Annotated in this window: 21 protein-coding genes; 3 read left to right on the forward strand and 18 right to left on the reverse strand. The window is 65.6% G+C overall.

Annotation, left to right across the window (positions count from 1 at the left end; all coding sequences use genetic code 11):
- Window positions 1-49: 49 nt before the first annotated feature.
- Window positions 50-895 carry a xanthine dehydrogenase gene (locus ACTZWT_RS18670; protein WP_444771174.1) on the forward strand — a complete coding sequence of 282 codons (846 nt, stop codon included), beginning with the start codon at window positions 50-52 and terminating at the stop codon, window positions 893-895.
- An 8-nt stretch (window positions 896-903) separates the two neighbouring features.
- On the opposite strand, the gene feoB is transcribed toward ACTZWT_RS18670, so the two are convergent.
- Both feoB and ACTZWT_RS18680 read right to left on the reverse strand, forming a co-directional pair.
- Complete coding sequence (feoB, locus tag ACTZWT_RS18675; RefSeq protein WP_444771175.1) at window positions 904-2,784, reverse strand: ferrous iron transporter B; 1,881 nt, start codon at window positions 2,782-2,784, stop codon at window positions 904-906.
- A gap of 10 nt (window positions 2,785-2,794) precedes the next feature.
- Window positions 2,795-3,076: a FeoA family protein gene (locus ACTZWT_RS18680; protein ID WP_444771276.1), complete on the reverse strand. Its 282-nt coding sequence runs from the start codon at window positions 3,074-3,076 to the stop codon at window positions 2,795-2,797.
- 378 nt (window positions 3,077-3,454) lie between these two features.
- Here ACTZWT_RS18680 and ACTZWT_RS18685 point away from each other — a divergent pair, with 378 nt between their 5' ends.
- Window positions 3,455-3,622: a hypothetical protein gene (locus tag ACTZWT_RS18685; protein ID WP_444771176.1), complete on the forward strand. Its 168-nt coding sequence runs from the start codon at window positions 3,455-3,457 to the stop codon at window positions 3,620-3,622.
- Window positions 3,623-3,722: 100 nt separating this feature from the next.
- Here ACTZWT_RS18685 and ACTZWT_RS18690 read toward each other — a convergent pair whose 3' ends face one another.
- From ACTZWT_RS18690 to ACTZWT_RS18750, 13 genes are all read right to left on the reverse strand, one after another.
- On the reverse strand, window positions 3,723-5,108 hold the full coding sequence (locus tag ACTZWT_RS18690; protein WP_444771177.1) for a ribulose-bisphosphate carboxylase: 1,386 nt from the start codon (window positions 5,106-5,108) through the stop codon (window positions 3,723-3,725).
- A 58-nt stretch (window positions 5,109-5,166) separates the two neighbouring features.
- On the reverse strand, window positions 5,167-6,252 hold the full coding sequence (gene fba, locus ACTZWT_RS18695) for a class II fructose-bisphosphate aldolase (RefSeq protein WP_322514482.1): 1,086 nt from the start codon (window positions 6,250-6,252) through the stop codon (window positions 5,167-5,169).
- Between the two features lie 56 nt (window positions 6,253-6,308).
- A complete protein-coding gene (gene tkt, locus ACTZWT_RS18700) occupies window positions 6,309-8,324 on the reverse strand; it encodes a transketolase (RefSeq protein ID WP_444771178.1) in 2,016 nt (671 codons plus the stop codon).
- Window positions 8,325-8,358: 34 nt separating this feature from the next.
- On the reverse strand, window positions 8,359-9,234 hold the full coding sequence (locus ACTZWT_RS18705; protein ID WP_444771179.1) for a phosphoribulokinase: 876 nt from the start codon (window positions 9,232-9,234) through the stop codon (window positions 8,359-8,361).
- A gap of 28 nt (window positions 9,235-9,262) precedes the next feature.
- On the reverse strand, window positions 9,263-10,294 hold the full coding sequence (locus ACTZWT_RS18710) for a class 1 fructose-bisphosphatase (protein WP_444771180.1): 1,032 nt from the start codon (window positions 10,292-10,294) through the stop codon (window positions 9,263-9,265).
- Between the two features lie 208 nt (window positions 10,295-10,502).
- Complete coding sequence (locus ACTZWT_RS18715; protein WP_444771181.1) at window positions 10,503-11,690, reverse strand: iron-containing alcohol dehydrogenase; 1,188 nt, start codon at window positions 11,688-11,690, stop codon at window positions 10,503-10,505.
- Window positions 11,691-11,799: 109 nt separating this feature from the next.
- Window positions 11,800-12,501 (reverse strand): branched-chain amino acid ABC transporter ATP-binding protein, encoded by a 702-nt coding sequence (locus tag ACTZWT_RS18720; protein WP_444771182.1) that lies wholly within the window; start codon window positions 12,499-12,501, stop codon window positions 11,800-11,802.
- Complete coding sequence (locus tag ACTZWT_RS18725) at window positions 12,494-13,228, reverse strand: ABC transporter ATP-binding protein (protein WP_444771183.1); 735 nt, start codon at window positions 13,226-13,228, stop codon at window positions 12,494-12,496. Before ACTZWT_RS18725 ends, ACTZWT_RS18720 begins: the two co-directional genes overlap by 8 nt.
- Complete coding sequence (locus ACTZWT_RS18730; protein ID WP_444771184.1) at window positions 13,215-14,270, reverse strand: branched-chain amino acid ABC transporter permease; 1,056 nt, start codon at window positions 14,268-14,270, stop codon at window positions 13,215-13,217. The genes ACTZWT_RS18725 and ACTZWT_RS18730 overlap by 14 nt, the downstream gene beginning before the upstream one ends.
- Window positions 14,271-14,592: 322 nt before the next feature.
- Complete coding sequence (locus ACTZWT_RS18735) at window positions 14,593-15,816, reverse strand: substrate-binding protein (protein ID WP_444771185.1); 1,224 nt, start codon at window positions 15,814-15,816, stop codon at window positions 14,593-14,595.
- Window positions 15,817-15,820: 4 nt separating this feature from the next.
- The gene (locus tag ACTZWT_RS18740) at window positions 15,821-16,678 is read right to left on the reverse strand and encodes a branched-chain amino acid ABC transporter permease (RefSeq protein ID WP_444771186.1); all 858 of its coding nucleotides are present in this window, start codon (window positions 16,676-16,678) and stop codon (window positions 15,821-15,823) included.
- A 32-nt stretch (window positions 16,679-16,710) separates the two neighbouring features.
- Window positions 16,711-18,225, reverse strand: coding sequence for an amidase (locus ACTZWT_RS18745; protein WP_444771187.1), 1,515 nt, complete (start codon window positions 18,223-18,225; stop codon window positions 16,711-16,713).
- 153 nt (window positions 18,226-18,378) lie between these two features.
- Window positions 18,379-19,566 carry a substrate-binding domain-containing protein gene (locus ACTZWT_RS18750; protein ID WP_444771188.1) on the reverse strand — a complete coding sequence of 396 codons (1,188 nt, stop codon included), beginning with the start codon at window positions 19,564-19,566 and terminating at the stop codon, window positions 18,379-18,381.
- Between the two features lie 159 nt (window positions 19,567-19,725).
- Here ACTZWT_RS18750 and ACTZWT_RS18755 point away from each other — a divergent pair, with 159 nt between their 5' ends.
- A complete protein-coding gene (locus ACTZWT_RS18755) occupies window positions 19,726-20,169 on the forward strand; it encodes a MarR family winged helix-turn-helix transcriptional regulator (RefSeq protein ID WP_444771189.1) in 444 nt (147 codons plus the stop codon).
- 61 nt (window positions 20,170-20,230) lie between these two features.
- Here ACTZWT_RS18755 and ACTZWT_RS18760 read toward each other — a convergent pair whose 3' ends face one another.
- The 3 genes from ACTZWT_RS18760 to ACTZWT_RS18770 all read right to left on the reverse strand — a co-directional run bounded on the left by ACTZWT_RS18760 (window position 20,231) and on the right by ACTZWT_RS18770 (window position 23,784).
- Window positions 20,231-21,172, reverse strand: coding sequence for a LysR family transcriptional regulator (locus ACTZWT_RS18760; protein WP_444771190.1), 942 nt, complete (start codon window positions 21,170-21,172; stop codon window positions 20,231-20,233).
- An 80-nt stretch (window positions 21,173-21,252) separates the two neighbouring features.
- Window positions 21,253-22,926, reverse strand: a complete 1,674-nt coding sequence (locus ACTZWT_RS18765) for a carbon-nitrogen hydrolase family protein (protein WP_444771191.1) — start codon at window positions 22,924-22,926, stop codon at window positions 21,253-21,255.
- A 60-nt stretch (window positions 22,927-22,986) separates the two neighbouring features.
- Window positions 22,987-23,784: an ABC transporter ATP-binding protein gene (locus ACTZWT_RS18770; RefSeq protein WP_444771192.1), complete on the reverse strand. Its 798-nt coding sequence runs from the start codon at window positions 23,782-23,784 to the stop codon at window positions 22,987-22,989.
- Between the last annotated feature and the right edge of the window lie 11 nt (window positions 23,785-23,795).

Raw genomic sequence — 23,795 nt, forward strand, 5'->3', positions numbered from 1 at the left:
AGCCTTGCTTAGTTGCCGGCTGCCGACCATCGCGACATCCGGGACCCGCATGCATCAGCCGATCCACAACAACCGCCGCCCGTTCGCGATCGTGCTCGGCACCAGCGAGATCGCCTCCGCCGTGGCGGTGCATCTGCACCGCGCCGGGTACTTCGTGGTGATGTCGCATGACCCGTTTCCGCCGGTGATCCGGCGCCGGATGTCGTTTCACGATGCGTTGTATGGCGATCCGGTGTCGGTCGACGGCATCGCGGGCGCGCGCGCTGACGACGGCGTGCAGATTCTCAAGGCGCGCCGACAGCCGCAGGCGATCCAGGTGTCCTGGCTGGTGCTCACCGACCTGCTGTCGGTGGCGAGCATCGATGTTCTGGTCGACGCCCGGCTGCAGAAGCATAGCGTGAAGCCCGACCTGCGCCGTCTCGCGCGGTCGAGCATCGGCCTCGGCCCCGGCTTTGCGGCGCAGGTCAATTGCGACATCGCGATCGAGACCCGGCCCGGCCGCAGCGGGCTGATCGTCGCCCAAGGCTGGACCGACGCCGCCGATGGCGTTGCCAGCCCGCTGGGTGATGCCGGCGCCGAGCGGTTTCAGTATTCGCGGACCAGCGGCCGCTGGCACACGCCGGTCGAAATCGGAAGCCGCGTCTTCAAGGGCTTTGTGCTCGGCCATTTGTCCGGTGAAGCGGTCCGCGCGCCGTGCGACGGCATCGTTCGCGGCATCGTCCGGGACGGCAGCGACGTGCCGGCTCGGGTCAAGCTACTGGAGATCGATCCGCGCGGCCGGCACGCGCAATGGACCGGGATCGACGGCCGCGGCCGGACGATCGCAAACGCGGTCTGCCGCGCGATCGAGTCCGAGAGGACGCCCAGCGATCCGACCATCACCCAGCCGGTGTGACGCCGGCCTCAGCCGGCGCCGAACGCGACTGCGACGTTGTAGGTGATCAGGCTCGCGACATAGGCCAGCGCGAACATGTAGATGAAGGTGACGCCCATCCAGCGCCAGCTTCCGGTCTCGCGCTTGATCACGGCGAGCGTCGAGGCGCATTGCGGCGCGAACACGAACCAGGCCAGCAGCGACAGCGCGGTGGCGAGGCTCCATTTCGAGGCGAGCACCTGGCCGATCTGGTCGGCGGCTTCCTTGCCGCCTTCGATGGCGTACACGGTGCCGAGCGCCGCCACCGCGACCTCGCGCGCGGCCATGCCCGGGATCAGCGCCACGCCGATCTGCCAGTTGAAGCCCAGCGGAGCCAGCACCGGCTCGATCGCGTGCCCGATCATCGAAGCCAGGCTGTAGTCGATCGCCGGCTCGGTCGCCCCCGCCGGCGGTCGCGGGAACGACGCCAGGAACCAGATCAGCACCATCATCGAGAAGATCGTGGTACCGGCGCGCTGCAGGAACATCTTGGCGCGGATATAGATGCCAATCGCGACGCTCTTGACCCGCGGCAGCTTGTAGTCCGGCAGTTCCAGCATGAACGGCGCCGGCTCGTAGTCGCGCCACATGAAGAACTTGATCAGCGCCGAGACCGCGAGGGCGCTGACGATGCCCGCGGTGTACAGGCCGAACATCACCAGGCCCTGCAGATTGATCCAGCCGAACACCTGCTGCGCCGGAATGAAGGCGGAGATTATCAGGGTGTAGACCGGGATCCGCGCCGAACAGGTCATCAGCGGCGCGATCAGGATCGTCGTCAGCCGGTCGCGGCGATTGTCGATCACCCGCGTCGACATGATCCCTGGAATCGCGCAGGCGAAGCTCGACAGCAGCGGAATGAATGCGCGGCCGTGCAGGCCGGCGCCGCCCATGATGCGGTCCATCAGGAACGCGGCGCGGGCCATATAGCCGAAATCTTCCAGCAGCAGGATGAACAGGAAGATGATCATGATCTGCGGCAGGAACACGATGACGCTGCCGACGCCGGAGATGACGCCGTTCTGCAGGAAGCTCTGCAGCAATCCTTCCGGCATCGTCGCACTGACGAAATCGCCGAGCGCGCCGAAGCCGTCAGCGATCAGCTCCATCAACGGCTGCGCCCAGGAGAACACCGCCTGGAACATCACGAACAGGATCAGCAGCAGGATCGCGAGGCCGGCAACCGGATGCAGGACGACGGAATCGACCTTTGCGGTCAGCGTATGCGGCCGGGCCGGCAGGCTGACGCACTCGGCGATGATCTGGTCGGCCTCGCGCTGCAGAGCCCGCAGTTCCGCGGTGGTCAGCGGCCGCCAGTCGTTTGCGGTCGACTCATTGCCGATGTGCCCGGCGAATTCGTCGGTCCGCTTCAGCAGATCGACGGTGCCGCCCTTGCGGACCGCGATCGAGGTCACGACCGGAATGCCGAGCCGCTCGGACAGCTTCTCGAGATCGACGGTGACGCCGCGACGCAGCGCGATGTCGTACATATTGAGCACGAGCATCAGCGGCCGGCCGGTCGCCCTGAGCTCGAGCATCAGCCGGAACGTCAGCCGGAGATTGGTGGAATCGGCGACGCAGAGCACCAGATCCGGCACGATCTCGCCCGGCCGACGGCCGAGCACGACGTCCCGCGTGATCTCCTCGTCCGGGCTGCGGCCGCGCAGCGAATAGGTCCCGGGCAGGTCGAGGATGCTCACGATGCGGCCGCCGGGCGTCGTGAACACGCCGGCCTTCCGCTCGACGGTGACGCCGGGATAGTTCGCGACCTTCTGACGGCTGCCGGTCAGCGCGTTGAACAGCGAGGTCTTGCCGCTGTTCGGCGTTCCCACGAGCGCGAGATTGAAGGGGTGGCTTTCGATCGAGCTCATCGCGCAGTCGTCACATCAGTACGACGGCCATCGCCTCGCGTCGTCGGACAGCGATCGTGATATTGTCCACACGCACAGCGATCGGATCGCGGCCGATGATCCCTTCGTGCAGCACTTCGACCTTGGCGCCTTCGACGAACCCCAGCTCGATCAACCGGCTTTCGAGTTCCACCGGCTGCAGCGCGGACGCCACCTTCTCCGAATCGATCGCCTGGACAACGCCGCGATAACCGCGCCGCGCATTGCCGAGCAGGATGGGCTGGTGGCCGTTGTGATGCAGCATTGAGGTCATCGCCCGTTCTTCCAATCGTCGCCGCGGAGGTCAAGTGATTCAGCGCTGCGTCGATCGGAGTTTAGAACGATTGTAACAGGCGCTATCAATTCGCATCTAAGCCGGAACCGGCGAAAATTGGATTGATCCAGCACAAATGTGTCGTCGCTTCCGATCTCTTCTCGGTCATCAGCCACGCGAAGACGCCGGCGGGCGCGAGAACGCGGCGGCCGATCAGGCGCGTGCTGCGTGGGATTCCGTAAACCATGCATTGTGAAGACAAACTCCCGCGGAACGCGATTAAGGGTTCGGGGAGCGCAGCCATGCGAAGATAGCAAACGCTGGTCAATCATGCCCTGCTGCGAATTCAGCGGCGAGGGTGTCGTTTCGGGAATGGAAATGGCGTCGAAGAAGCGGGCCTCTCAAAGCCGACGCAAACCGAAGCAGGTGGCGGTTTGCACCACGTCGCTGACGACTGTGATCACCCAGAACCTGGCGAACATGGCGACGGTGTTCGCGTCGTCGGGGTCGGTGTTGCTGTGTCTACTGATCGCCAGGCGCTTCTGAACCGGCAAAGCTGGAATTGAAGAGCGCCCCCGGCGGCATCCAATGAAGCAAAACGGCCCGCACAAGGCGGGCCGTGCGACGTCGGGTTTGCAGTCGCAGCTTACGCAGCTGCCAGCTTCAGCGAGTTGCGCCAGTTCGGGAACAGCTTGTCGGCGTCCTGCGGGAAGCTCTCGAAGGCGCGGGCGAATTCGCGATGATCCTTGGCGAACTCCACCGGATCGGCGCCGGCCTTCCAGCACTGTTCGGCCTGCCGCAGCGACTTGGCGCCCGCCGCGCCACCGTCGATATGACCAAAGGCGCCGCCGCCCGCGGTCATGATCAGGTTGGAGTGGCCGAGATTCTCAAAGAAGCCGGGCATCCGCAGCGCGTTCATGCCGCCGGAGATGATCGGCGTCGTCGGATTCATGCCGAGCCATTCCTGATGGAAGAACGGGCCGTCCGCCGAGTCCTCGGTGATCATGTAGGCCATGGCGCGGTCTGCCGCCTCGCCTTCCATCTTGCCGAAGCCCATGGTGCCGGTGTGGATGCCGGAGGCGCCCTGCAGCCGGGCCATCTTCGACAGCACGAAGGCGGTGTAGCCGCGCTTTGACTGCGGCGAGGTCACCGCGCCGTGGCCGGCGCGATGATAGTGCAGATATTGCTTCGGGAAGGCGCGGCGCGCCGTGGTCACCGCGGCGGGGCCGGCGACGTAGCCGTCGACCAGGAAGGCGACGTGATCGGCGTTGTCGGCGAAGGTCTCGAGGATGTATTCGCCGCGCGCGACCATTTCATAGTGATCGTCGGCGGTGATGTTGAAAGAGAACAGCTTCGGCTCGCCGGTCTTGTCCTGAGCGCGGCGCATCGCGTCGTCGACCGCGCGGACCGTCTCCTTGAACGGCGCGAATACCTGGTTGCCCTGCGGTTCGTCGTTCTTGATGAAGTCTCCGCCCAGCCAGAAATCGTAGCAGGCGTTGGCGAAGGGCTGCGGCCGCAGGCCGAGCTTCGGCTTGATGATGGTGCCGACGATGAAGCCGCCGTCGACCACCGGCCGGCCGAGCACGCGCCACAGATCCTTGATCGTGGTCGACGGGCCGTCGAACAGCCGCAGATAAGCCGGCGGCACGTAGAAATCGTGCATCTTGGCGTATTCGACGTCGCCCATGCCCTGGTTGTTGCCGATCGTCAGCGTCAGGAACGAGGCGATCATCGCGCGGCCGTCGATCACGTTGCGATCGAACAATTCGATCGGGTAGGCGATCTTCATCAGTTGCCTGGCTTCGTCGATCTCGTAGACCAGCGCATCGACGCCACGGGTGAAGTCGTCGGTCGTCGACACTTCGACATTGGTGCCGGTCGAGGATTCGGCCGAAAAATGCGCCGCGGTCTGCAGGAAATTGCCGAAGCCATCCTTCGGCTTCATGATGTAGGCGCACAGCACATGCCGCCCGCCGGCGATCAGGTCGGCTTCTTTGAGGTTGAGGTTGGCGTAGCGGCTCGACTGGTCCATCGTGGTCTCCTGAATGGCGAGTGCGGGGCGGCCGGTGGCCGCTCCCGATTGTTTCGAACTACTCTGCAGCTCTTGCCACCTGGCCGATCTGCGGATCGAGCGCGCCCGACTTATAGCGCTTGGCCATTTCCGACAGCGGGATCACCTTGATCTTCGAGGCGTTGCCGGCGGTGCCGAACTGTTCGAAACGCAACCGGCAGAGGTCGCGCATCGCGTCCATCGCCGGCTTGAGGAACTTGCGCGGATCAAACTCGGCCTTGTGCTCGGTCGCGATCTTGCGGAACACGCCGGTCATCGCGAGGCGACAATCGGTGTCGATATTGACCTTGCGGACGCCGTGCTTGATGCCGCGGACGATTTCCTCGACCGGAACACCGAACGTCTGCGGCATCGCGCCGCCGTATTTGTTGAAGGCTTCCTGCAGATCCTGCGGCACCGAGGACGAGCCGTGCATCACCAGATGGGTGTTCGGCAGCCGGCGGTGGATTTCCTCGACCACCTTCATGGCGAGCACGTCGCCGTCCGGCTTGCGCGAGAACTTGTAGGCGCCATGCGAGGTGCCCATCGCGATCGCCAGCGCATCGACCTTGGTGGCGCGGACGAAATCGACTGCCTGGTCCGGATCGGTCAGCAACTGCTCGCGGCTGACCTTGCCCTCGACGCCGTGACCGTCTTCCTGCTCGCCGCCGCCGTGCTCGAGCGAGCCCAGCACGCCGAGTTCGCCTTCCACCGAGGCGCCGACCCAATGCGCCATGTCGGTGACGCGGCGGGTGATGTCGACGTTGTACTCATAATCCGCCGCGGTCTTGGCGTCGGCCTTGAGCGAGCCGTCCATCATCACCGAGGTGAAGCCGTATTTGATCGCGGTGGCGCAGGTGGCTTCGTCGTTGCCGTGATCCTGATGCATGCACAGCGGAATGTCGGGATACATCTCCGCCAGCGCGTCGATCATCTTCGCCAGCATGATGTCGTTCGCATAGGAGCGCGCGCCGCGCGAGGCCTGGATGATCACCGGCGCGTCGACCGCAGCCGCCGCCTCCATGATCGCGAGCCCCTGCTCCATGTTGTTGATGTTGAACGCGGGCACGCCGTAGCCGTGCTCGGCGGCGTGATCCAGCAATTGCCTCAAGGTGATACGCGCCATGATGGCTCCTGTCTAAATGTTGAAGAACGATCCGGTGTTGATCGGTGTCATGCTTATCAGTGTTTGCTGCGGGCGATCGCGGCCTTGGCCGCCTCCGTGACCGCATCCGCGGTGATGCCGAACTTCTGGTACAGCACCGGCGCCGGCGCCGAGGCACCGAACCCGGTCATGCCGACGAAAGCGCCGCCGTCGCCGATCCAGCGCCGCCAGTCGATGTCGCGCGCGGCCTCGATGCCGATCCGCGGCGCCGTGCCGAGCACGGTCGCATGGTAAGCGTCGTCCTGCTCGGCGAACAGTTCGAAGCAGGGCGCCGAGACCACCGCGGCCTTGATGCCTTCGGCTTCGAGCTTCGACGCCGCTTCCAGCGCCAGTGAGACTTCCGACCCAGTCGCGATCAGTGTGACATCCCGCTTGGCCGGATCGATGACCAAATAAGCGCCACGCGCCACCGGATTGTCGTCGGTGCCGTTCGGCCGCGGCAGCGTCGGAAGCGCCTGCCGCGACAGCGCCAGCACCGAGGGCCGGCTGGTCTGCTTCAGGGCGCAATCCCAGGCTTGCGCGGTCTCGATCGCATCCGCCGGGCGGAACACCAGCAGATTCGGGATCGCCCGCAGCGAGGCGACGTGCTCGACCGGCTGATGGGTCGGGCCGTCTTCGCCGAGGCCGATCGAATCGTGGGTCATCACGTGGATGACGCGGATGCCCATCAGCGCCGCGAGGCGGATCGCCGGGCGGCTGTAGTCGGCGAACACCAGGAAGGTGCCGCCATAGGGAATGAACCCGCCATGCAGCGCGATGCCGTTCATCGCCGCCGCCATGCCGAATTCGCGGATGCCGTAGTGCAGGTAAGCGCCGCCATAGGCGCCGGGCTTGACCGACGCGGAGCCCTTGGCGTGGGTGAGGTTGGAATGCGTCAGGTCGGCCGAGCCGCCCAGCAGGTTCGGCGATGCCGGCACCAGCGCGTTGATGGTGAGTTGCGACGCCTGCCTTGTGGCGATCGACGGCTGCTCGGCTGCAAAGCCGGCGATCAGCGCTTTCAGCGCGGGCTCGTAATCGGCCGACAGCTTGCCGGCCAGCACGCTCTCGAAGCCGGCACGGGTCGCGGCATCGACGCCGCCGAGCCGCTCGGCCCAGGCCTGATGCGCGGCCTTGCCGCGGCTGCCCGCCTCGCGCCAGCGCGCGAGGATTCCGTCCGGAATCTCGAACGGCGCGTGCGGCCAGTTCAGCGCGGCGCGGGTCTTCTCGACCTCGTCGGCGCCGAGCGGCGCGCCATGCGCCTTCTCGGTGCCGGCGACCTTCGGCGAGCCGAATCCGATCGTGGTGCGGCAGGCGATCAGCGACGGCCGGTCGCTCGCCTTCGCGGCCTCGATCGCGGCCGCGACCGCTTCAGGGTCATGGCCGTCGACCCGCGTGGTCGCCCAGCCCGACGCGGCGAAGCGCGCGAGCTGATCGTCCGAGCACGACAGCGAGGTGTCGCCGTCGATCGAGATGTGGTTGTCGTCCCACAGCACGATCAGGCGGTTGAGCTTGAGATGGCCGGCGAGCGAGATCGCCTCGTGGCTGACGCCTTCCATCAGGCAGCCGTCGCCGGCGATCACATAGGTGTAGTGATCGACCAGCGCGTCGCCGTAGCGCGCATTCATCATCCGCTCGGCGAGCGCCATGCCGACCGAGGTGGCGAGCCCCTGGCCGAGCGGGCCGGTGGTGGTCTCGACGCCTTTGGTGTGGCCGTATTCGGGGTGGCCGGGGGTCTTCGAGCCCCATTGCCGGAACGCCTTGAGCTGATCGATCGTGACCTCTTCGACGCCGGTCAGATGCAGCAGTGCGTAGAGCAGCATCGAGCCATGGCCGGCGGAGAGCACGAAACGGTCGCGATCGGGCCACGCCGTGTCTGACGCGTCGAACTTCAGGAATCGGGTGAACAGCACGGTGGCGACGTCCGCCATGCCCATCGGCATGCCGGGATGGCCGGACTTCGCCTTCTCGACCGCGTCGATGGCGAGGAAGCGGATCGCGTTCGCCATGTCGGCGTGGCTGACCTGGTCGTGGAGTTCGCGTGCGGAGATATTCAAGCCGGCCTCCCGGAAGTGGAATGATGACGCATGTTTACTTCACGCCTCGCTTGCGATCGACCAGTTGCATGATCAGCGGCGTCAGGATCAGCTGCATGGCGAGATCGAGCTTGGCGCCGTGGATCACGATCGAATTGGCGCGCGACATGAAGCTGCCCTGGATCATCGACAGCAGATAGGCGAAGTCGATGCCGCGCGGGTTCTTGAACCGGATCACCACCATCGATTCGTCGGCGGTCGGGATCCAGCGCGCGATGAACGGATTCGAGGTGTCGACCGTCGGCACCCGCTGGAAGTTGATGTCGGTCTCGGCGAATTGCGGCACGATGTAGTGCACGTAGTCCGGCATCCGCCGTAAGATCGTATCGGTGACCGCCTCGGTGGAGTAGCCGCGGTCGGCGCGGTCGCGGTGCAGCTTCTGGATCCATTCCAGATTGATCACCGGCACGACGCCGATCTTGAGGTCGGCATGTTGCGCGACGTTGACCTTCTCGGTGATCACCGCGCCGTGCAGACCCTCGTAGAACAGCAGGTCGGACTCCGCCGGCAGCGACTGCCACTCGGTGAAATTGCCGGGCGCGACGCCGTGGATTGCGGCTTCCTTGTCGTCGTGCACGTAGGTGCGGGTCTTGCCGGTGCCGGTCGCGGCGTAGTCGCGGAACGTCGTCTCCAGCTCCTCGAACAGATTGGTCTCGGGGCTGAAATGGCTGAAGTGCCGGTTTCCGCGATCGGCCTCCTCGGCCATCTTGGTGCGCATGTCGACGCGGTTGTAGCGGTGAAACGCATCGCCCTCGATGTAGGCAGCGTTGACGTTCTCGCGGCGGAAGATCTGCTCGAAGGTCCGCTTGACGGAAGTGGTGCCGGCGCCGGAGGAGCCGGTAATGGAGATGATCGGGTGCTTACGGGACATGAGGATGGACTTCCAAAAAACGACTGCGTCAGATCCGGAACAGGCCGCGGCGTCCGAACAACGGCGCGGTGCGTGAGGCGGCACTCGGATCGAGATGCAGCTCGACGATGCGATGAACCTTGTCGCTCGATCCCATGATCAGCGGCGAGCGCTGGTGGGTCGAACTCGCGACGACTTCGAGGACGCGCTCGCGGCCGGTGGACGCTGCGCCGCCGGCCTGCTCCATGACGAACGCCATCGGATGGGTTTCGTAGAGAACGCGCAGCCGGCCTTCGCCGTAGCCCGGGCGCGAATCCGCCGGATACAGGAACACGCCGCCGCGGGTAAGGATGCGATAGGCCTCGGCCACCAGCGAGCCGATCCAGCGCATGTTGAAGTTCTTGGCGCGCGGGCCGTCGGTCCCCGCCAGGCACTCGTCGACGAAATCGCGCACCGGCTGCTCCCAGTGGCGATGGTTCGAGGCGTTGATGGCATATTCGGCGGTGTCGGCCGGCACCTGCACGCGCTCGCGGATCAGCCGGTAGGTCTTTGCGGCGCGGTCGAGCGTGAAGATGTCGACGCCGTCGCCGAGCGTCAGCACCAGCGAGGTCTGCGGCCCGTAGACCACGAAGCCGGCAGCGAGCTGGCAGGTGCCGGGCGCGGTGAACGGCGCCACGCCCTCCTGGTTCGGAATGATCGAGAAGATCGTCCCGACCGTCATGTTGGTGTCGATGTTGGACGAGCCGTCGAGCGGATCGTAAGCGATCGAGATCGGCGCCTGCGGATCGCCCATCACCAGCGCCTCGGTCTCCTCGGAGGCCAGCGCCGCGTAGGGCACATTCTTCAGCGCCGCGACGATGGCGGCCTCGGCGCGAACGTCGAGATCCTTCTGAACATCCCCGTCGGCATTGCTCGCGCCATGCGCCGCGCCGGTGATCCCGGCCAGCGCGCCCTGCCCGATCAGGTCAGAGATTTCGATCGACGCCTCGGCGATCGCGCCGACGGCCGCAGCAACCGCGCGCGTGCGCGGGTCCGTCCCGTAAGAGTCCAAGAGACGTGATAGCGTCTGACCCTGATCCATCCATACCCCCAACCGCGCAGCCTGGCCTTCTGCCGCCGCGAGCCCAGCACCCGGGGGGTTGTGGGCCCAACAGCAGCATAAGAGAAATTTTATTTTCCTTGCTACCGCAGCAAGAAATCTTATATCGCGCCACCCTACTAAAATACCTCAGGCGACACGGTGCGCGGTTTTTCATGCACCGGGTGACTGTTATCCGCCGTGATCTAAATCAGAAACGCGAGGTCACGATGCGTTTGATCTCGTCGTCGGTCAGCACCACCGGATTGGTTTTCATGCTGGAACCGCGGCTGGCCGCAACGATCCTGTCGACATCGGAGGCGGCGACGCCGAGCGACGACAGCTTCGGCAGCGACATCCGCTGCGTCCATTCGGCCAGCGTGCGCACCAGATTGTCGCGATCCTGGGCCGCGTCGACGCCGCTGCGGCCGGACAGCAGGCGGCCGATCTCGGCGTATTTGGCCAGCGCCGGATGCTGCGGCGCACGCGCCTCCAGCGCCTCGATGTTGACGCGGGTGGCGTCGGCGACCAGCGTGCCGCACACCACGCCGTGGCCGATCGGGAAGAACGCGCCGAGCGGCGATGCCAGACCGTGGACCGAGCCCAGCCCGGTCTGTGCCAGGCAGATGCCCGACAGCAGCGACGCATAGGCCATCAGCGATCGCGCCTCGGGCGCCGCGTCGCCGCCGTCGTGCCAGGCGAGCAGGCCGTCGCGGACGGCGCGCAGGCCGGACAGCGCCAGCGCATCGGTGAACGGATTGGAGCGGGTGGAGACGCAGGATTCGAGCAATTGGGTCAGCGCGTCCATGCCGTTGGCGGCGATCAGCGCCGGCGGGCAGCCCGACAGCAGATCCGGATCGACCAGCGCGATCGCGGCGACGAGGGCGTCGTCGCGGAACGACTTCTTGAAGCCGTCAGCGCCGTGGCGCGACAGCACCGCGTTTCTGGTGGCCTCCGAACCGGTGCCGGCGGTGGTCGGCACTGCGATCAGCGGCGTCGCGGGGCCACGATACGGCCGCTCGGGGCCGACACCTTCGAGATGGTCCATCACCGAATTGCCGGGCTCGAGCAGCCCGGCGATCGCCTTGGCGGCGTCGAGCGCGCTGCCGCCGCCGATGCCGATCACCACGTCGACGTCCCAGTTCCGAAACTCCCTGACGGCGTCGTCGACCACCTCCGGCGACGGCTCGCCGCCGATCGCAACGCGGGCGATGCCGAGGCCGCGATCGCGCAGGCCGGCCAACAACGGCGCCGCATAGGCCGCGCGGTCGAACGAGCGCGCCCCGGTGACCAGCAGAGCCCGCCGACCGAAGCGCGCCGCCATTTCAGGCAATCGGGAGACGGCGCCCGCGCCGAATTCGATGCGGGGCAGGCGGGCAATCGAGAAAGGGGAAATCATCACGCGCTCGGAGAGGCCCGCGCCGGGGCGCGGGGTGGTTCAATGAAGGCGCGAGGAGTTCGCGCCACGCCGCGTCAGGCGGCGTCGGCGCAGAATAGCAGCCCGAAAGCTACGGCGCGAGGTATTGCAGCAGCCGCGGGTCGTTGCGGACTTCGTCGGCAGTGCCGGTCAGCGCCACCCGTCCGCGATCCAGCACATAGGCGCGATCGGCGACCCGCAGCGCCAGATCGAGATGCTGCTCGACGATGACCACCGCGATCTCCTTGGCCAGCGCGATCAGCCGGTCGGTGATCTCCTCGATGACGCCGATCCAGACCCCTTCGGTCGGCTCGTCGAGCAGCAGCACGCGCGGCTCCGACAGCAGCGCGCGGCCGATCGCCAGCATCTTGCGCTCGCCGCCGGACAGCGTGCCGGCGGCCTGATCGAGCCGCTGGCCGAGCTTCGGGAACATCTCCAGCACGCGGTCGACCGCGCCGCTGTCTTTATTCGTCAGCGCGCCGACCGCGAGGTTGTCGCGGATCGACAGCCGCGCGAACACCGGGTGATCCTGCGGCACGTAGCCGAAGCCGGCGCGGATGCGCTGCTCGGTCGGCAGCCGGGTGACGTCGCGCGCATCCAGCGAGACACTGCCGCGCTTCACCGGCAGTTCGCCCATGATTGCCTTCATCAGCGTGGTCTTGCCGGCGCCGTTGCGGCCCAGAATGGCGACGCCGCCGCGCCACGGCGCCGACATCGAGACGCCGAACAGCACCTGACTGCGGCCATAGCCGGCGTCGAGATCGCGAACGTCGAGATACTGATCCTCAGGCACGGCGCAGATAAACCTCTTGAACCTTGGGGCAGCTCTGAATCTCCGCGATCGTCCCGCTGTTGAGCACCGCGCCCTGATCGAGCACGGTGAGCCGGTCGCAGATGTCGCGAATGAAATCGAGATCATGCTCGACGATCACCAGCGAGCAGCGCGACTTGATCGGCGCCAGCAATTCGCCGGTGACGCGGCGCTCCTCCAGACTCATGCCGCCGGTCGGCTCGTCGAGCAGCAATAGTTTGGGTTCTGGCGCCAGCGCCATCGCGATCTCCAGCCATTGCTGCTGCCCGTGCGACAGCGCCGACGCGTGCTCGCCGGCGCGGTCGACCAGCCGGAACTGATCGAGCATCGCCATCACCTTGTCGTGCAGCGCGCCGCGGGTGCGCGAGAACATCAGTTTGGTCAGCGCGGTCTGGCCCTGCAGCGCCAGCAGGACATTGTCATACAGCGTCAGTGCCGGCAGCACGCTGGTGATCTGGAATTTCAGGCTCATGCCGGCGCGGGCCCGCTCGGCCGGTGTTGCCGCGGTGATGTCGTGGCCGTCGAAGATGACTTTGCCTTCGGTGGGCACCTCGGCGCCGGCGATGCACTTCATCATCGTGCTCTTGCCGGAGCCGTTGGGGCCGATCAGGCCGTGGAATTCGTTCGGCTGCACGATCAGCTCTGCGCCGTTGAGCGCGGTGAGCTTGCCGAAGACCTTCTTCAGGCCGCGCGCTTCAAGCAGCGCCATGGTCGCGCTCCTTCCGGTGCGGCTTCGGCGGCCGGCCGAAACTGCCGATCCGCTCGCTGTGACTGACGATCAGGCTGACCAGGCCGGCCGGACGGAACAGGATCACCAGCAGCATCAGGCAACCGAGGATGATCGGCCAGATCTCCTGATAGGAATTGGAGAGCCAGAACGACACGATCTCGATCACGACCGTGCCGATCACCGCGCCGATCAGCGTGCCGGAGCCGCCGAACAGTACATACAGCACCACCTGGGTCGACATCACCACGCCGAGCATGTTCGGCCAGACGAAGCCTTCGTGGAAGGCGTAGAGGCTACCGGCGAGTCCGGCGATCGCGCCGGCGAGCGAGAAGATGATCGCCTTGATATGCTGCACCTGATAGCCGAAGAAGGCGATGCGTTGCTCGTTCTCGCGCAGGCCGGCGAGTGCGAGTCCAAACTGCGACTTGGTCAGGAAGCGGCAGCCGAGATAGACCAGCAGCAGGATGCCGAACACGAAATAGTAGAACACCGGGCCCTCGGTGAGATCGTAGCCGCCGAGATGCATCGGCGGGATCGACGGGATGCCGTTCTGGCCGCCGAGATAGTACCATCCGCGCGCCAGCCGGTCGAACGCGTAGGAGCCTGTGAGCGTGCCGAGCGACACGAAGATCACGCTGGACGGATTGCGCCCGAGCAGCAGGAAGCCGCCGATCAGGAGCGCGATGGCGAACCCGATCAGCACGCCGGCGGGGAGCACCAGCAACATCGAGGTGACGTCGAGATCGCGCGCCAGCAGCGCGACGCCGTAGCCGGCCGAGCCGAAGAACACAGCCTGGCCGAAGCTCATGATGCCGGAATAGCCCCACACCAGATCGAACGACAGCGCGAACAGGCACAGGATCAGCACCCGCGTGCCGAATATCGTGAGATAGTCCTGCAGCACCAGCGGCAGCAGCAGGCCGATCGCCAGCACGACAAGCTCGATGATCGGCAGCACCTTGAGGCGGCGTCCCGCCCGGGGGGCTGCGATCGGCGCGACTGTCGAGGAAGTTTCGGTCATCGATCCGCCAGGGTGATGGTGAACATGCGTGCCGCGTGCGAGGAGAGCGAGTGTGAGCAGAGCGCGGCCCGGAGCACTCCCTCTCCCCGCGCGCGGGGAGAGGGTCGGGGTGAGGGGCCGTCACGGCGAGTCCGAGCGGTTCGGTTGGCAACAATCGGAGAGGCCCGGCTGGTAAGAATCTGAGCGGCTCGGCTGCGTCGAGACGCCCCCTCACCCGGCTCGCATCTGACGATGCGTGCCGACCTCTCCCCGCACGCGGGGAGAGGCGCAGGCTGTGCCAGCCGAAGGCACGCCGGCCGACCGGCGTATGGCGCGTTCGCCATCAGCATTCCTTCGGATCCACCAGGCCCTTGCTGCGCTCGACGATCTCGTAGCTGCCGTTCTTGGCGACTGCCGTGTACATGTTCATCTTGCAGTGGCGCTTGCCGGGGACCATCTCGGCCGGGCCGCCCGGGCCATCGGCGATCTTGGCGTGGTCGAGCGCGGCTGCGACGCCGTCGCGGTCGATCTTGCCGGCTTCCTTGACGGCAGCTTCCCACAGCTTGAGGCCGCGATAGGTGCCGGTGGCGGCGCTGCCGGCCGCGAACAGAAAGGTGCCGGGGAAGGCCTTGTCGTATTCGGCCTGGATCTTGGCGCTGGCCGGATCGTCCTTGGCGACCGCCTTGAAGTAATCGAGGCAGCTCGCCAGCCCCTCGATCTCGGCGGGCTGATTGATGGCCAGCGTGTTCTCGTCGTAATACACGCAGGCCAGCCGGCCACCGTTCTTGAGGAAGCCCGCTTCATAGAGCTGCTTGAACATCGGCCCGACGCCCGGCGGGATCACGGTGTTGAACACCACATCGACCTTGTTGGAGATGATGCGGTTGACGGTCGAGGAAAAGTCGATCTGGTCGAGCGGATAGTATTCTTCCAGCACCACTTCGCCGCCATTGGCCTCGATCACCTTGCGGGCATAGACGTTGAGCGTGTGCGGCCAGACGTAGTTGGCGGAGGGCAGCGCGAATTTCTTTCCGCCGTTCTTGATCAGCCACGGAATGAATTCGTCGCACTGCTGCGCCGGCGTCGGCCCGGTGCAGAACAGGTTCGCCGTGCACTCCTTGCCTTCGTAGAGCTGGGGATAGATGTACAGCGTCTTGCCGCGCGAAACGATGACGTCCTTGATGGCGTTGCGCATCGACGAGGTGACGCCGCCCAGCACCATATCGACCTTGTCCCGCTGGATCAGCTTGCGCACATTGCCGACCGCGACGGCTTCGTTGGACGCGGTGTCCTCGATATACAGTTCGAGCGGCCGGCCGAGCAGGCCGCCGGCATCGTTGATCTGCTTCACCACCATCTTGGCGACGTTGGCGTCGGCGTTGCCGGCATAGCCGATCGGGCCGGTGAGGTCGGTGGCGATGCCGACCTTGATCGGGGCTGCCGCGGCATTGGCCCAGTCCGGCCGCACCACCCAGCTGCCGACGCCGGTGGCGAGCGCGGTGCTGGCGAAGGCGAAGTTGGAGAGGAAGCGGCGGCGCGTGAAACCTTGATTGCTGTCGCTGGACATCAGGCTAGATCCCTTTTCCCGAAACGAGGCCCTGCGGCCGGAACTTGATGAAGATGATGGCGAGGACGAAGACGAGGACGTCCGCGATCACCGGCTGGATCACCCACGGCAGCGCCGCCGACAGCGTGCCGATCACCGCCGCGCCGGCGACAGGTCCCGCGAACGATCCGATGCCGCCGACCATCACGGCGACGAAGCCCTGAATCAGGAAGCGCAGGCCGAGATCGGCGAACAGCGAGAACACCGGGACGATCAGCGCACCCGCCAGGCCGGCCAGCGCCGCACCGAACGCGAAGGTGGCGCCATAGATCGCGTTGGTGGAGATGCCGGAGGCGCGCGCCAGTGCCGGATTTTCGAGCGAGGCGCGGACCCGCAGGCCGAACGAGGTGCGCGACAGCAGCAGATAGCTCGCCACCATCACCAGCGCGGTGATGACGATGATCACCAGCCGCCAGGTCGAGAAATGCATCGAGCCGAGCGCGACCGAGCCGCCGATCGGCTCAGGCACCGAGATATAGAGACCGCCGATCAGGCCGCGGACGATCTCGCGGATGATCAGGCCGAGCGCGTAGGTGCCGAGCATCGCGACGATCGGCGCGGCGTAGAATCTGCGCACGATCAGTCGTTCGAGCACGAAGCCGAGCGCGCCGACCACGAATGGCGCCGCGAGCATGCCGAGCCAAATCGGAAGACCCGCGGTGTAGGCCAGATAGGTGACGTAGGCGCCGAGCAGGACGAATTCGCCCTGCGCGAAATTGAAGATCCCCATCATGCTGGCGATGATCCCGAGCCCCAGCACCACCAGCACGACGATGGCGCCGAAGCTCAGGATTTCGAACAAGGCGACGAGCAGGTTTTCCATTCGGGCTTACCTGGAGACGGGGATCAGGCTCGTCACATCGTCTTCCAGTCGCCGGACTGCTCGAAGGCATGCGCCGCGCGATAGATCGTCGGCTCGTCGAAATGCTTGCCGACCAGCATCAGCCCGACCGGCAGGCCGTCGACCATGCCGCAGGGCAGCGACATCGCCGGATGATGGGTGATGTCGAACGGCGCGGTGTTGCTGATCATCTCGAAGGCGCGGCCGATGATCTCCTCCCGGCTGGCGCCGGGCGCCGGCAGCGGCGTCGCCTTCATCGGCGTTGTCGGCATCAGCAGCAGGTCGAACTTCGCCAGCGCCTGATCGTAGGCGGCGGTGACGCGGCGTGAGATGTTCTGCGCCTTGCCGTAATAGCGCGGGCCGAAGGTGTTGTTGATATAGGTGCCGAACAGCAGCATCATCTTGGTGGTTTCGGATAGCGAATCCGCCTGCCCCCGCCAGCCGCGATGCGCCTTCATCAGCGCGGTCGAATACAGGTCCGGACGGCTGAGGCCGTAGCCGTCGCCGAACATCATGGTCTGGGTCATGCCTTCGGTGCCAATCGGCATCCACACCGCGGCGGCGAGATTGTGCGCCGGGATGGAGATTTCCTCGACGGTCGCGCCGAGACCGGCGAGCCGCTTGGCGGCCTCGCGCACGCTCTCATTGACAGCGGGCTCGGCGCCGGCCTGTTCGAAACCTTCGCGGACGATGCCGATCTTCATGCCCTTGATGTCGTGGCCCAGCGCCTTGGTGTAGTCGTGCAGGATCGGCGCGCGGATGCGCGGGTCGTAGCCGTCGTCGCCGGCGAGCACTTCCAGCAGCAGCGCGTTGTCCGCGACGCTCGCGGTCATCGGTCCGGTGTGATCGACGAAGACTTCGATCGGCATGATGCCGGTATAAGGCACCAGGCCCCAGGTCGGCTTCATGCCGTAGATGCCGCTGAACGACGCCGGCATCCGGATCGAGCCGCCCTGGTCGCCGCCGATCGCCATGTCGGCCTCGCCGAGCGCGACCACCACGGCGCTGCCCGACGACGAACCGCCGGCCGAGTAGCCCATCTTGTGCGGATTGTGCACCGGACCGTTGGAGCCGGTATGGCTGCCGCCGGACATGCAGAAATGCTCGCAATGCGTCTTGCCGAGAATTTCGCCGCCGGCGTCGAGAATCCGCATCACGATGGTCGCGTCGAAATCCGGGACGAAGCCTTCGAGCGTCGAGGAGCCGTTCATCATCGGCACGCCGGCCAGCATGATGTTGTCCTTGAGCGCGATGGTCTTGCCTTTCAGCTTGCCCGACGCGGCACCCTTCACCGGAGCCTTGCGATACCAGGCATTGCGCGGGTCCTCGGTAGTGTCGGGCGTGTAGCCGGGCGTGCGCGGATATTTCACCAGCGGCACTTCGTCCGGCAGCGCCGCGACGACATTATAGGCATCGACTGACGGCTGCATCAGCGCCCGGAAGGACATCACGTCTTCATCGGTGAGCGACAGGCCGCACTGATCGGCGACGTCGAGAAGCTGCGTGGGTGTGGGAAGTGAAACTGCCAAGGTTGTCCTCCTGCGCATGGGCCGACCGGCGGCGCCGGTCCGGGGAAGACCGGTCGCGGCTCGCGGGCCGCCGCGTCATGGATACTACATACGGAAATATTTTCTATTTCAAGTATTATTTTGCGGCGGGTTTTCGGCGCTCGACCCGTCCCTTCAGAACGTGCGGATCAGCCTGAAGTCGAGGCCGTCGGCCTCGGCGAGATGGATGGTCATTCGCGCGCGACCGTCGCGGATGGTCACGGCGCCGCGGGGGCCGTTGTAGACGACGTTCTTCGCCGCCGAGAGCAGCGGACGCGCGGCCAGCGTCTGCGCCTTGTCGGCGACGGCTTCGAGAAAGCGCAGGCCTTCGTAGTTGGATTGCCCGACCGAGCCGATCGGTGGCGCGGTCGGCCCGAACGCACGAACGCAGGCGGCGCGAAACTCGTCATTGGCGCGGGACTCGTAGCAGCCGAAATAGCCCGAGGCGCAGAACAGGTTCTCGGTGTTGTCGGCGCCGATGCCGAGCAGCACGGTCTCGTCCATCGCGCCGGCGAGCCGCAGCGTGCGGGAAGCCAGGCCGGATTCGGCGAAAGCGCGATTGAAGGTGACGCTGTCGGTGCCGATCAGCGAGATCAGCACCACGTCGGGGCGCGCGGCGCGGATACGCGCGAGGTGGCGCTCGTGGTCGTCCTCGCCGAGCGGCACGAACTCCTCGCCGACCACCTGGCCGCCGGCGTTCTTGATGTACGTCTTGACCGCGCGGTGCGACAGCCACGGCCAGACATAGTCGCTGCCGATCAGATACCAGCGCTGCGCCTTCTTGACCTGGGTGAGCCAGTCGATCGCCGGCCGGCTCTGCCAGCGCGGCGTCTCGCCGATCGCCATCACGCCGGGGGTGCGTTCGCCGCCCTCGTAGACCGGGGTGTATATATAAGGCACCCGGCCGCGGATCGCCTTGCGCAGCGCGACCCGCACCGCGCTGATATGCGAGCCCATCACGATATCGACGTCGTCGAAGTCGACCGCCTGCGCCACCCGCCGCGCGACGTCCTCGATCGGGCCGCCGGCGTCACACATCACCAGCTCGATTTCGCGCCCGAGGATGCCGCCGCGCTTGTTGATCTCGGCCGCCGCCAGCAGCGCGGCATTGCTCGAGGCCGGCCCCCAGATCCCCGGCGCGCCCTGGAAGGTGACGAAATTGGCGATCCGCAATTTGTTGCGCGCCCGGCGAGCCGCCGCTCCGGTGCCGTCCCCCGGCCCCTCCACCCACGCCGCATCTGCGAGCGAAGACGCCCTTTCAAGCATACCGAGCGGCGGCGCCGACCCCGCGCCACCGCTTCCGAAATCCCCGATCGAAAGCACGCCCTCTCCTAATTTTGGCGCGAGGTCCTCCCGCGAAAGTCTGACCCTGCGCGGATTGGATGCTATTCGAAAATATTGAACATTCAACAATTGATGTGCATATAGATGCAGCAAACGCAGCATCCGATTCATTCAAGTCGAACGATAAAGTCTCAGCCCGTGGCCAGATCGCCCAGTTCCAACCCGCCGATCACCGAACATCTCGCTTATCTGCTGGCGCAGGCCAACCGGGAGATCAACCGTCAGCTCGAAGCGCGGCTGCGCGACGAGGGCGTGCCGGTCGAGCAATGGCGCATCCTCAAGGTGCTGTCCGACGGCAAGGGCCATTCGATGGGCGACCTCGCCGACGCAGTGCTGCTCAACCACCCGACCCTGACCAAGATGATCGACCGCATGGTGTCGGACTCGCTGGTGTATCGCGTGCAGGCTCCGGACGACCGCCGCAAGGTGCTGATGTACTCCTCCGAGCGCGGCAAAGCGCTGACCCAACGTCTCAATGCGCTGGCGCTCAGTCAGGAAGCCCACATCGCCGAGAATTACGGCGACAAGGCCACCGCCGAATTGAAGCGGCTGCTGGAGAGCCTGATCGACACCGCGACCTGACGGCGAAGCGCTCGCGCTCCGACCTGACGGCGAAGCGCTCGCGCTCCACACCTGGCGTCGCTCACGATCGCCTGCGACCCGGCTTGTTCTTCACCGAATTGAGGAACGCCCTGTCGGCCTCGATACGCTCCTCCAGGAAGGTGATGACGGCCTTGATGCGGGCGATGTGTAGCAGATCCTCGTGGACCGAAAGCCAGATATCGCGCGTCGTGAACAGCTCCGGCATGACCGGACGAAGTTCGGGGCGACCTGAGGCCACATAGGACGGCAGCATCGCGATTCCCTGCCCTGCGGACACCGCGATCGATTGCGCCACCAGGCTGGTGCTGCGGAAGATCGTATGAGGCGGTCGCAGGACATCGGAGAGCCAGCGGTTCTCCTTGCTGTAGATGTGGTCCTCGATGAAATCGATGAAGGCGTGGTCTTCGAGCTCCTTCAGGGTCTGAGGATCGCTCCGACCCTCGAAATACCGATTGGACGCGTACAGCGATATGCGGAATTCGCCGACCTTCTTGATCGACAGCCGCTTGCCGTGGGGCCTGAAGAAACTCACGAAAATATCGGCCTCGCGACGGCTGAGGTCGAGCAGGCGGGTATCGGTGATCAGTTCGACCTGGATCGACGGATAGACCTTGTTGAAATCGACGATGCAGGGCGTGAGATAGAAACTGCCGATTCCTTCCATCGCCGCGATCCGGACCGCGCCGCCGGCATCGGCGGTGTCGGTGCCGATCGCCTCGATGATGGAGTTCGCCTGGCTTTCCATGCCCTCGGCATATTGCAGCAGCCGCATCCCGATCTCGGTCAGGCTGAAGCCGGATTTGCTGCGCTTGAACAGCGTCGAATTCAGGCTTCGCTCGAGCTCCCGGATGCGCCGGCTGACGGTCGTGTGGTCGACCTTCAGCTTGGCCGCAGCGCGCACCAGGCTGCGTTGCCGGGCCACCTCCAGAAAGTAGACGACATCATTCCAGTCATAGCGGATCTTGCGTTGTGTCTTCGCCACGTTCTCTGCCGTCCTGCGGGGCGACCGGCGCTGCTGCGCCGATCGCGCGACCGTGATCGGCCGGTCACCCGTCAAGTCGACTAGGCCGCCACGATCGGAGCGTAGGTCTCCACCAGGCGGTTTGCAAACATGTCGACCTTCGGGATCATCAGCTTCTGGCGGCAGACCGCCAGATCGATGTGCTTGGGCATGACTGCGCCGAGTTTCATGACGCGGGGCGCGGCGATGTTGATATCCCATTGCGGGAAGCCGGTCGGCGGGATCACCACACTGCCGCCCGGATACGGACTGTCGACCCGGTTGGCGAGCACGACCGCGACACGGTTGTCCTCGGCACGCGGCACGGCGAGCAGTTCGCGCTCGAACGGTTCGCGCAACGCGGCGGGCCACAGAATGATGTCGGCGCCGCCGATCGCCAGACAGCGCGAGGTTTCCGGAAACACTGCGTCGTAGCCCGACATCACGCCGATCCGGCCGAACGGCGTCTCGAACACCGGATAGTCGCTGCCCGCGACCGCCCATATGCGCTCCTCAGCCGTGAGATGCGTTTTGCGGTAGCGACCGATCTCCTTGCCGTCCGGGCCGATCAGCACGGTAGTTACATAGAGCCCGGCGGCGGCGCGCTCGATGACCGGCGCCGCGATCAGGCAGCCGTAGCGCGCGGCGATCTTCGCGACTGCCACCAGATTCTCCGCCGTCCGGTCGGCCTGCTCGGACGCCTCCTCGACGGAGAGGATGTAGTGCTCGGAGAATGCGTATTCCGGCAGCACCAGCACCTTGGCGCCGAGCTTGGCGGTGTGGTCGACCATGTCGAGCACCTCCGACACGCTGCATTCCGGCGTGACGTGAATCTGCACCGCCGCGACCTTGGTGACGGATTTCGACGGGATCAGGGGACGGTCGGCGATTCCGTAGACCGGGGTCTGCTCATAGGGCAGCGCCATGATGCCGTAGGTCTCCGGGCGGCGGTCGGCGATCTTGTCGTTGGCCGTGTAGATCGATTTGTCGGCGGCGGCGTCGAGGTCGATCGTCGCGATCGACATGCCGTGCGTATCGTAGGGCACCTTGGACAGCACCCGGCCCTTCGGGTCGACGATCATGCTGCCGCCCGGATAATAGATCGAGCGCTCGTAGCCCGCCTTGGTGGCGGCCACCAGCCAGACGCCGTTCTCGTAAGCGCGCGCCGGACCCCACATGTCGGCCTGATCCATCGCGAAGAAATTCGCCATGTCGACGATCACCTCGGCGCCCTGCATCGTCATGGCACGGAAGATTTCGGGAATGCGTCCGTCGAAGCAGATCAGCAGGCCGATCCTGCCGAGGTCGGTGTCGACCACCGGGCAGCCGCGCTCGCCGAACGCGAACCAGTTCTGGTCGTGGGTGGCGAGGAACTGCTTGTGATAGTGGCAGGCGACCTCGCCCTTGCGATCGAACATGATGCCGGTGTTGAAGATCTTCTCTTTGACCGGATCCCATTCGGTGATGCCGCTGGCAATATAGACGCCGTGCTTGCGGCTGAGCGCCGCCAGCGCCTTGACGAACGGGCCGTCGGTCAACGTCTCGGCGAGTTCGCGGCAATGCTCCGGCGAATCGAACAGATAGCCGGTGTCCATGCACTCCGGGAACACGATCAGCTCGGCACCCTGGCGGACCGCGTCTTCGACGTAGCGGGTCGCGAGTGCAATGTTGAATTCGAAATCGCCCAACTTGGCGAGTGTCTGCACCGCAGCGGCGCGAAACCGGCGCTTCGTCATGTCAGTCTCCAGATTCTGATGGTGGTTCGGACTAGTCGGACCCGGCTCAGCCGGCGCCCGTCATTTCTTCACTTCCTGCCAGAAGCGATCGAGACAGTGGCGCTTGATCGCCATGAAGTCGTCGCCGGTGGTGACGGCACGGTCGCGTGGCCACGGCAGGCCGATCTCGACGATCTCGGCAACCTGGGTCGGCCGCCGGGTGAGCAGGACCAGCTTGTCGGCTTGCTCGATCGCCTCGTCGAGGTCGTGCGACACCAGCAGCATCGTGGTCTTCGTCTTCATGAAGATCTTCTGCAACTGCTCGCGCATCGACATCGTCATCTCGTAGTCGAGCGCCGAGAACGGCTCGTCGAGGAACAGCACCTCCGGCTCCGTCACCAGCGCGCGCAGGATTGACACCGTCTGTTGCTGGCCGCCCGACAGCGTGTAGGGATAGGCGTTGAGATCGATCCGGATCTCGAACTCCGCCAGCAGCTTCTCGATCCGCCGCTTGCGCTCGGCGCGCGGCACGCCCATCACCTTCAGCGGGTAATGGATGTTGTCGATCGCCTTCAGCCAGGGAAACAGCGCCTCGCGATAGTTCTGGAACACGTAGGAGATCCGCGTCTCGCTGATGCGCTGGCCGTCATAAAGCACCTCTCCGGCGTCCATCGGCATCAGGCCGGAGATCATGTTGATCAGCGTGCTCTTGCCGCAGCCGTTCGGGCCGAACACCGAGATGAACTGGCCGAGCGGCAGGTCCAGGTCGAAGCCATCGTAGACGACGGCGTCGTTGAAGGTCTTGCGCAGGCCGCGGATCGTCATCTTCGCCTGCCGGCCGGGCTTCGGCGCGGCGGGCATCGGTGCGGTATCGGTCATCTGCTTCGGCC

Origin of the sequence: Rhodopseudomonas sp. NSM (genome assembly GCF_052445935.1) — a bacterium.
Taxonomy (GTDB): domain Bacteria; phylum Pseudomonadota; class Alphaproteobacteria; order Rhizobiales; family Xanthobacteraceae; genus Rhodopseudomonas.